The sequence below is a fragment of the Protofrankia sp. CiP1_Cm_nod3 genome, assembly GCF_982290655.1.
Map to the genome: position 1 here is coordinate 10,937 of NZ_CEVIVD010000092.1, position 9,709 is coordinate 20,645.

Sequence of the window (9,709 nt, forward strand, 5' to 3'; positions counted from 1 at the left end):
GTCTGGTCGAGAAGCCCCGGCAGCCACCGAGTGATCTCGCCCTGGTCGGGGTGTACCTGTTCGGCCCGGCGGTCCATGAGGCCGTGCGGGCGATCAAGCCGTCCGCGCGCGGCGAGCTGGAGATCACCGAGGCGATCCAGTGGCTCGTCGACGGCGGTTACGAGGTCGCGCCGCACCTGGTCGAGGGCTACTGGAAGGACACCGGGCGGCTCGACGACATGCTGGAGACCAACCGGCACCTGCTGGAGTCGCTGGAGCCGGCCGTCCGCGGTGTGGTCGACGAGAGCAGCACGGTCGTCGGCCGGGTCGTGATCGAGGAGGGCGCGTCACTGGTCCGGTCCACCGTGCGCGGGCCGGCGATCATCGGCCGGGACACGAGGATCGTCGACTCGTATGTCGGCCCGTTCACCTCGATCTACCATTCGTGCGCCATCGAGGACACCGAGATCGAGTATTCGATCGTGCTGGAGCGGGCGACCATCCGGGGGATCGGGCGGATCGAGGACTCACTGATCGGGCGGGACGTCGAGGTCGTCCCGTCGGCGGCCCGGCCGCGGGCGCACCGGCTGATGCTCGGCGACCACTCCCGGGTCTCGGTCGCCACCACGCCCTGACGGCCGGGGCCATCGCCTGGCCGGGGAGCGCCGGCCGGTCCAGGGCCGCCGGCCGGGCCCGGGCCGACGCACCGTGGACAGGAGCGTGACGGACGTCCCGGCCAGTCGGGCGCCGGGCAGCGCGGACAGTTCGGGCGTCGCGGGCAGCGGCCCGGGGGCGCCCGGCTCCCCCGCGGGACATCGGCGGGCCTCACGGGCCATCTCGGCGACGGTGACGCAGGCGGTCACCAGGCAGAGGGCGAAGACGGCGATCGTCACCCCGACGGGGAACGGCGCCCAGCGCCCGACCGCGGTGACGATCTCGGCGACGTGCAGCGGGGGGACCGACTCGCCGCGCGGCAGCCAGTAGTACGCGCACACCGCCCACAGCGCCGCCGCCTGCATGACGAGCGCGCCGGCCAGCACGGCCGGACCGGCGGCCCGCTCGTGCCCGCGCAGCAGCCGGCCGAGGCCGGCGGTGGCGACGACGGCGAGGCCGACCACGCCCATGTACAGGTACCGGCCCTGGATGGCGATGCCCTGGGTGTACTTCAGGTAGTCCGAGTAGCTGCGCTGGCCCACCAGCAGGTAGGCCAGCAGGATCGGCATGAGCAGCACCAGCGGGCGTGCGGACGCGAACGCCCACGGCCGGGTGAACCGGTGTCCCCGGGATGCCCCGTCGGTGCTCCGGGAGCGGGCGACCGCCGCCAGCACGCAGCCCAGCACGGCCGTGGTCGCGATGACGATCACGGCCGGAGAGAGCTGGGGCGGCTCGAACATCCCGAGACCACCCCAGAACCGGCTGATGATGGTCCGCCAGAAGTATTCGTACCAGGTGTAGAAGGACTTCGGCAGCAGGACCGGTTCGCGCCGTGGAGGCTCTGTTGCCCATCCGTTGGGCTGTATGGCGTCGTAGAGGACGTAGTTGCGGACCCACCACCATCCGCCGGCGGTGCAGGCGATCCCGATCGAGAGCAGCGCCGGGTACACCGGCGGCGCCCGCAGCGCCCGGACGGGCAGGGCCCAGCCGCCACGGCGCGGGCTGTGCCGGCTGTGCCGGCTGTGCTGGCCGGACCAGCGGGGGCGGTGCGCGGGCCGGCGGAGGTGGTCGCCGACGGCCCCGGGGCCATCGGGCCGGGAACTGACGGGCTGGGGGCCGGGCCGGGAGAGGCCGCGGCTGGATCGGGAGGGGCCGTGGCCGGGCCGGTGGGCACGGCGGAGGCGGGCCCAGCCGACGAGATAGGCGGCGGCGACCACCACCACCAGGGGCAGGGCGAGCGACTTGGTGAGGAAGGCGAGCCCGAGCAGCAGGCCGACGCCCACCGCCGTCCGTCTTCGCATGTCGCCGGTGAGCACGCCGGCGAGCAGCGCGGTCAGCCCGCCGACCGACAGCATCAGCAGGCCGTCGTTGTTGAACGTGGCGCCGACCCGGGTGAGCCCGGGCACGGCCAGCGGTATCGCGGCGGCGGCCCGGGCCAGCGGCGCGCTGAGCCCGAACCGCCGGGAGGCCTCCCAGGTGAGCAGCGGCAGCGGGGCCACGACGATGATGTTCAGCAGGCGCAGTGCCCAGACCTGCTGGTCGTACGCCCAGCCCGAGGAGCCGGGCAGGACGGACAGCAGGGCGGCCCCGATCGCGTAGATCAGCGGTGGGTGCTGGACCATCTGGTTGGACAGCCGCCCGTCGGTGACCGGGGCGGGCCCACCGAGCGCGTCGAAGGACAGGCGCTGGTCACGGGGGGTCGGGTCGATCTCGGCGAACGGGGGCGCGCCGTCGCCGCGGCCACCCGACTGGAACATCTGGGCGTACCGGCCGCGGTCGAAGTCGTCCGAGGTCGCGGCGATCCCCGCGGCGATGATCCGTTCGCCGGGTGCCGGCCAGCCGGCGCCGTGCTGCAGGCCGTAGACCATGTCGACGTGCTGGGCCTCGTCGTAGCCCGTCCAGGTGGTGAAGGCGAACGAGTAGGTCAGCAGCAGGGCGATGTGGAGCATGGTCAGCAGCACGACCGTTCGCGGCGGCCGGGGCCGGCGGGCCGGTGGCCGGGGCGCGCTGGCGACGGGGATGCCGGCGCCGGGCCGTCCGCGGCGGGCGTCGGCCCCCGAGGCAGCCTGCCGCGGGATCCCGGCCGGCGGCCAGGCCAGTTTGATCTCCGAGTAGTCGACGATCGTCATCTCTCCAGGACGACGGCAGCCGGCCGCCGTTGGCCGGCTGAGCCCATAGTCAACGGGCCGCCCCCGAGTTTAACCGTCAATTGCCGTTGGCAATTGTGTGGATACTGTATGTGATTCCATGGGCAGTGGGTGCGCGTCCGGCCGGGTAACTGGGTCTGCGACACTTGCCGGGTGCGCGTGATGGTGACAGGAGCCGGTGGCCAGCTCGGGGTGGACCTGTGCCGGCTGCTGGAGGCGGACGAACGGGTCCACGCCTGGGCCGGGCTCACCCGGGCCGAGCTGGACGTCACCGACCCGGCGCGGGTGCGGGCCGTCGTCCGCGACCAGGCCCGGCCGGCGAGGATCCAGGGCGGCCTTGTGGTCGTGAACACCGCCGCCTGGACCGACGTGGACGGCGCCGAGTCCGACGAGGCCGGGGCCTATGCCGTCAACGCCGCCGCGCCGGCGCAGCTGGCCGCCGCCTGTGCGGAGGCCGGCGCGACCCTGCTCCACGTCTCGACCGACTACGTCTTCGACGGCACCGCGGACAAGCCCTACGAGACCGGCCACCCGACCGCGCCGCGCTCCGCGTACGGGCGGACCAAGCTCGCCGGCGAGCAGGCCGTGCTCGCGTTGTGCCCGTCGTCCTACGTGGTGCGCACGGCGTGGGTGTACGGCGCGTCCGGGCGCAACTTCGTCCGGACGATCGCGCGGCTCGCCCGCGAGCGCGACACCCTTGCCGTGGTCGACGACCAGCGCGGCTCCCCGACCTGGTCGGTGGATCTCGCCGCCGGGCTGATCGACCTGGTGGCCGCCGGTACCGCTGGTGCCGGCCGGGCCGCTGGCGGGCTTTACCACTGCACAGGCGGTGGCGACACGACCTGGTTCGGCTTCGCCCGCGCGGTCGTCGCCGAGCTCGGGATGGACCCGGAGAAGGTCAGGCCGACGACGACGGACGCGTTCCCGCGCCCCGCGCCGCGCCCGGCCTACTCGGTGCTCTCGCCCCGGTCGTGGACGGACGCCGGGCTGCGGCCGCTGCGTCCCTGGCGGGAGGCGCTGGCCGAGGCCTTCGCGCGGTCCGGCAACGCTCTGCGGGCCTGATCGGCGCCGCATCGTGGGCCCGCTCTGTGGGCCTGGCCACAGCCGCTGGCGTCCGGCGTCCGGCGTTGTTGGGAAACCCGGTCGAGAAGCGTCGGTGGCGAGCGCTACCGTTGGGAGCGTGACGACCAAGACCGGTGCTTCGCCCGCCTCGCAGGCGACCGAGACCAGTGGTGCGACCGTTGCGCGGGAGCGGGGCAGGCCTGTCCTGGTCGCGGTGGCCTGGCCGTACGCCAACGGCATGCCCCACCTGGGGCACATCGCCGGCGCCTACCTGCCGGCCGACATCTTCGCCCGCTACCAGCGGCTGGCCGGCAACCGGGTACTGATGGTGTCGGGCAGCGACGCCCACGGCACCCCGATCACCGTGCGCGCCGACATCGACGGGGTGTCACCGGCGGAGATCGTCAATCGTTACCATCCGGAGTTCCTGCGCATCTGGGACGACATCGGGATCAGTTTCGACCTGTTCACCTCGACGATGACGGACAACCATCGCGAGGTCGCGCAGGACGTCTTCGTCCGGCTGCGGGAGGCCGGCTACATCGTCCCCGAGGAGACCGTCCAGTTCTTCGACCCGCAGGCCGGCCGCTTCCTGCCCGACAGGTACGTGGTCGGGACCTGCCCGTTCTGCGCGTACGGCGAGGCCCGCGGCGACCAGTGCGAGAACTGCGGCCGCACCCTCGACCCGGACATCCTGCTCGACCCGCGCAGCAAGCTCACCGGCGCGGTCCCGGAGAAACGGGCCACCACCCACTTCTTCCTGCGGCTGTCCGCGCTCGCCGACGATCTGCTGGCCTGGCTGGAGACCCGCACCGGCTGGCGCCGGCACGTCATGAACTGGTCGTTGCAGTTCGTCAAGGACGGCCTGCACGACCGGGCCATCACCCGTGACCTGGACTGGGGTGTCCCGCTGCCCACCGACGAGCTCGGCCCGGGCAAGCGGATCTACGTCTGGTTCGAGGCCGTGATCGGCTACCTGTCGGCGAGCAAGGAGTGGGCGGCCCGCTCCGGCGACCCGGACGCGTGGCAGCAGTGGTGGCAGAACCCGGACGCGGCCAGCTACTACTTCGTCGGCAAGGACAACATCCCGTTCCACACGGTGATCTGGCCGGCGATGCTGATCGGCTACGGCGGGCTTGAGCTGCCGACGGACGTCCCGGCCAACCAGTACGTGACGTTCGGCGGGGCGAAGGCGTCGAAGTCCGCCGGGATCGGGCGCGGCGTCCGGGAGTACCTCGACCGGCTCCAGCCGGACGCGCTGCGTTACGCCCTCGCGACGGTGCTGCCGGAGCAGAACGACACCGAGATCACCGACGCGGACATCATCCGGCGGATCAACGACGAGCTGATCGCGAACTGGGGCAACCTGGTCAACCGGGTGATGGCCCAGATCGGCAAGCGTTTCGACGGGCGCGTACCCGAGGCCGGGGAACTCGACGGCGCGCACGCCAAACTGATCGACTCGGTGGACGCCGGCCTGGCGCGGGTGGGCGAGCTGATCGGGCGGGTGGAGCTGCGGGCCGCGCTGCGGGCCGCGATGGAGATCTCCGCCGAGGTCAACGCCTACCTCTACCGCGAGGAGCCGTGGAAGACGGTCAAGACCGACCCCGAGCGGGCCGGGCGCAGCCTGGCCGTGGCGATCCAGGCGATCTCCGGGATCACGACCGCGCTCGCGCCGTTCCTGCCGTTCACCTCCGCGCGCCTGGCCGACATCCTCGGCATCAGCCTGGACACCTGGGAGCGCCAGCCCGTACCGGCCGGCCGCGCACTGACCTGGCCCGGGGCGCTGTTCACCAAGCTCGACCCGGACGCCCTGGACTGACGCCCTGGGCGCTGGAACGACGTCCGCACCGCCACCCGACGACTGGGCGGCGGCTGTCCGGACGCCAGGCGACCGGCAGCGGTCCGGCCGGACACCTGGCGGGCGGACGCCTGCCGGCCGGACACCTGGCGGGGGGTCAGTGCCCGGTCGGTGGTCGAGCGTCCGGCCGGCGCTCGACCGGATGCGGGTTGGCCGGTTGCGGGTTGGCCGGTTGTCGGCCGGCCGGGCGGCGGGCTTCCGCCGGGCGGTGGGGGCCGCGGCGCGGCGGCACGCCGTCTTCGCCGGGATCGCGGTGGCCGGCGCGCTGCTGCGTGTGCTGGTCACCGTCGCCTACCCGCCCGCGATCATGTACCTCGGGGATTCGGCCGCCTACCTCGACCAGGCGTGGGCGGGGCTGTGGCCGGGGGACTGGCGGCCGTCCGGCTACCCGATGTTCCTGCTGCTCATCGACGGCCACGCCCATCTGACCAGGCTGGTGATCGTCCAGCATCTGCTGACGTTCCTGGCCGGCGCGGCCCTGTACGCCGTCGCGCTCCGCACCGTACGTACCGCCTGGATCGCCGCCTGCGCCGCCGCGCCGGCGTTGCTGTCGCCGTGGGCGCTCGACCTCGGCCAGTTCGTCCTCGCCGACAGCCTGTTCGGGACGCTGGTCGCCGGCGGAGTGATCCTGCTCGCCAGGCCGGGCCGACCCGCCGTACGAGCCTGCGCCGCCGCCGGGCTGTTACTCGGAGCATCCGTGACGATCCGCACAGTTGGTTACGGTCCGCTTGCCGTAGGTGCTGTCGCGCTGGTCGTCGTGACCGTCCGGACACGCGCTCGCCGCGTCGGCGCTGATGTCGCCGCCGATGGTGGCGGTCGTGCCGTTGGCGGGGCTGCCCGGGCCGGCACTGGTGGTGGGCTGGCGCGTCTGATCGCGTTCGCGCTTGCCGCCGCCGTGCCGATCGTCGGTTACTCGGCGTGGAGCATGGCCAACGGGGCTGCCTTCTCCGTCTCGGCGCACAGCGGCTTCTTCCTGTACGGGAGGGTGGCGCCGTTCGCCGACTGCGACGTCCTGTCCGGGCCGGAGCTGCGGACGCTGTGCGACCCGCGGCCGGTGGCGCGGCGCCCACAGCCCGACATGTACCTGTGGCCGGACGACTCGCCGCTGCGCCAGGGCAACGACGGCATCCCCGCCGGACGCGAGGAACTCGCCGGACGGTTCGCCGCCGAGGTCATCCGGGCCCAGCCGGCGATGGTGGCCACAACCACGGCGGCCTACCTGATCGGCTACTTCTCGCCCGTCCAGCATGAGAACGCGCGGACCTCGCGGGCGGCGACCTGGGAGCTGCCCACGGAGCTGGCCAACGTCCTGCCCGTGCAGAACCCGCATGCCGCCGACGGCCACTACGTCCTCACCGAGATCTCACGGCCGCTCGCCGGGAAGCTGGCGGCGTACAGCCGGCTGGGCTATCTGCCCATGCCCCTGGTCGGAGCCGGCCTGCTCGCCGGCGCCGCGGCAGCGGCGGCCGGTATCCGACGAGGCCGCGCCGGCCGGGTTCCCGTCGGACCGGGCATGGCCGGGCCAGCTCCCACCGGTTCCGGCCCGACCGGAGCTGGGTTGGCCGGAGCTGACGTGGCCGGGCCGGCTCTTACCGAAGCCGCCGTGGCCGGCTCCGGTTCGGCCGGGCCTGGGCGGATGTTCTGGCTGGCGTCCGGGGCAGGCATGTCCGTGCTTGTGCTCGCGGCGCTGACCGCCGGTTTCGACTACCGCTACCTGGGATCGGTCATCGGCCTGCTCGGCGCCGCCGCCGTGCTCGGCTGGACGGCTCTGACACGCGCGCTCATGCCGCTGCTTCGGCCGTCGCCGTCGCCGTCGTCGTCGTCGTCGCCGTCGGTGTCGGTGTCGGTGTCGACGGAGGCGACGGTTGAGGCGACGGTGCCGACGGAGGCGTCGCGGGCGGGCAGCGGGTGAACGCGGTGATCTCGCCGGTCAGCGGCCAGGAGCGCCGGGTCGGCTCGTCCGGGCACCAGCCGAGCCCGACGAGCAGGGCGTGCAGGCCGCGGACGGCGTCCGGGAACACCAGATTGTAGGTGACCAGGTACAACGTGCCGGCCCGCGGGCGCCCGGCGAGAAACGGCGGGATCGAGGCGTCCCAGCCCAGCGGAGGCAGGACGAGCGTGTCCGCCTCGGCGACCGGTGGTCCGAGCGTGCCCGTCGGCGAACGGCTGGCCATCGTCGGACGGGCAGCCGTTGTCGAATGACCGGCTGTCGCCGGATGGCCGGCCGCCGTCGGGTAGCTCGTCATCGCCGGCTGGTCGGTCGCTGTCGGATGGCCGGTGTAGTAATGCGCGTAATACTGCTGGGCCTTGTACCACTGCCGTTCGTCCCAGCGTCCGGGGATCACGATCTGGATGTCGCCAGGCCCGGCCGTCCGCCGCTGGACGGCGACCAGCTCCCGCATGTCGCCGAGCAGCAGCGGGCCGGCCGCGCTCGCCCGGATCTGCCTGCCCCGCTGGGCCCCGACCGCCCCGGCCGCCAGGACGAACAGCACAACCGCGACCGCGAGCAACACAGCGATCACACGACCAGGCCCGAGTTCGCCCGGCCCTGCCCACAACCGGCTTGGCCCGGATTCGGCCGTCTGTGGCAGGGTTGGCCGAACCGGCGTTGGCGGAACCAGCGTTGGCCGATGCAGTCTCGACCGGAGCAACGCCGACCCACCGATGCCGGCGAGCACGTACAGTAACGGCAGCAGGAACAGGTTCGCCCGGACGAACCCGACCGGCCATCGTCCCGCCGCCGAGGCGAACCCGATCAGCGCCAGCGCCCCGCCGAGTGCGACCAGCAACGCCCGGCCCGCCCTGCCCCGCACCGCCACGACCAGGCCGACCGCCCAGCACACCAGCGCCCCGACGATCACGCACACGTGCAGCCGGTGATCCGGGTCGGCGAGCAGCGGCGAGCCGGTGAACGGCGAACCGAACTGGGCGTCCGGCCGGGTCATCGCCGCCGTGAACGCGTTGCGTGGCAGCTCCCACAGGGCCGTGCGTAACTGGCCGGCCGCGTTGTCCCGGGTGAGGAAGAAGTTCCGCCAGTACGGGTTCGTGGTCAGATAGCTCTGCGGCAGGACGAACAGCGCAAGATGAGCGAGCCCACAGCCGCCCACCAGCACGGACCCGGCCAGCCCCGCCAACATCGGGCGCCGCCCTGGGTTCTGCCAGGTGCTCTGTCGTGAGCCCCGCAGTGAGTCCCGCCGTGAGTCCCGCAGTGAGCCTCGCCGTGAGTCCCGCCGTGAGTCCCGCCGTGAGTCCCGCAGTGAGTCCTGTCGTGGGCGCCACCGTGGGTGGGCGGCCTCCTGCGCTGCGGCATCCGTTTCGGTCTTGGTGCCCCGGGCCTGGCGTGGGCGGCACGCCCACCAGGATCGGGTGGCGTCCACGACGTCCAGTAACAGCAGCGGAGCCAGGACGAACAGCGAGGTGACGGCCATGATCGCGCACAGCGCCATGCCCGCCCGAGCCGGCCACGAACGCCGGCCCGCCTCGACACGGCGGCGCGCGCACAGCCACAGGTGCGCGACGGCCGCCGTGCATGCGGCCTCCGGCAGGTACGACTTCAGTTGCAGCCCGTAGACGAGCAGCCCGCCGTTGACCGTGAGCAGCCCGGCGACGACCGTGGCCGCCGGCCGCGACAGCCACCACCGGCCCAGCAGGTAGGTCACCAGCGACAGCGCGGCCAGCGCGACGATCTGGGGCGCCCGCAGGACGAGCTCGGTGTCACCGCCGAGGGCGACCGCCAGCTTCTCGACCGCGAACCAGCCCCCGGAAAGCGGCGCGTTCGCCGTCCGCAGGGCCTCGAACCAGCCCGCGCCGACGCTGAGGTGGTAGGCCCGCCACGCCTCGTCGTACCAGAGCGGACGCACCAGCGTCGGCCACAGCGCGGCGACCACCACCACGTCCAGCCCGACGAGCGCCGCGACAGCGACCCCGCCCCGCCACCGTCCACCGCCCTGCCCCTGCGTCCGCTCTGGTACAGCGTCGGCGCGGGCTGGTTCGAGGCCCTGCGGAC

At 73.3% G+C, this 9,709-nt stretch carries 5 protein-coding genes; 4 read left to right on the forward strand and 1 reads right to left on the reverse strand.

Annotated elements, in window-relative coordinates; genetic code table 11:
- Window positions 1–614 (forward strand): sugar phosphate nucleotidyltransferase (locus AC5LUJ_RS16715; RefSeq protein ID WP_493465259.1); only part of this gene is annotated, 614 nt, incomplete at its 5' end.
- Here AC5LUJ_RS16715 and AC5LUJ_RS16720 read toward each other — a convergent pair.
- Entirely contained in the window at window positions 507–2,762 is a 2,256-nt protein-coding gene (locus tag AC5LUJ_RS16720) for a glycosyltransferase family 39 protein (RefSeq protein ID WP_250282393.1), read from the reverse strand. The two genes, AC5LUJ_RS16715 and AC5LUJ_RS16720, sit on opposite strands and share 108 nt — an antisense overlap.
- A gap of 180 nt (window positions 2,763–2,942) precedes the next feature.
- Here AC5LUJ_RS16720 and rfbD point away from each other — a divergent pair, with 180 nt between their 5' ends.
- The 3 genes from rfbD to AC5LUJ_RS16735 all read left to right on the forward strand — a co-directional run bounded on the left by rfbD (window position 2,943) and on the right by AC5LUJ_RS16735 (window position 7,615).
- The gene (gene rfbD / locus AC5LUJ_RS16725) at window positions 2,943–3,842 is read left to right on the forward strand and encodes a dTDP-4-dehydrorhamnose reductase (RefSeq protein WP_250282394.1); all 900 of its coding nucleotides are present in this window, start codon (window positions 2,943–2,945) and stop codon (window positions 3,840–3,842) included.
- A gap of 118 nt (window positions 3,843–3,960) precedes the next feature.
- Window positions 3,961–5,664: a methionine--tRNA ligase gene (metG, locus tag AC5LUJ_RS16730; RefSeq protein WP_445548270.1), complete on the forward strand. Its 1,704-nt coding sequence runs from the start codon at window positions 3,961–3,963 to the stop codon at window positions 5,662–5,664.
- Between the two features lie 181 nt (window positions 5,665–5,845).
- Window positions 5,846–7,615, forward strand: coding sequence for a hypothetical protein (locus AC5LUJ_RS16735; protein WP_493465260.1), 1,770 nt, complete (start codon window positions 5,846–5,848; stop codon window positions 7,613–7,615).
- Window positions 7,616–9,709 lie beyond the last annotated feature (2,094 nt).

Coding starts and splice junctions, on each gene's coding strand:
- AC5LUJ_RS16720 (WP_250282393.1), bottom strand. CDS start 2,762: ATGACGATCGTCGACTACTCGGAGATCAAACTGGCCTGGCCGCCGGCC.
- rfbD (WP_250282394.1), top strand. CDS start 2,943: ATGGTGACAGGAGCCGGTGGCCAGCTCGGGGTGGACCTGTGCCGGCTG.
- AC5LUJ_RS16735 (WP_493465260.1), top strand. CDS start 5,846: ATGCGGGTTGGCCGGTTGCGGGTTGGCCGGTTGTCGGCCGGCCGGGCG.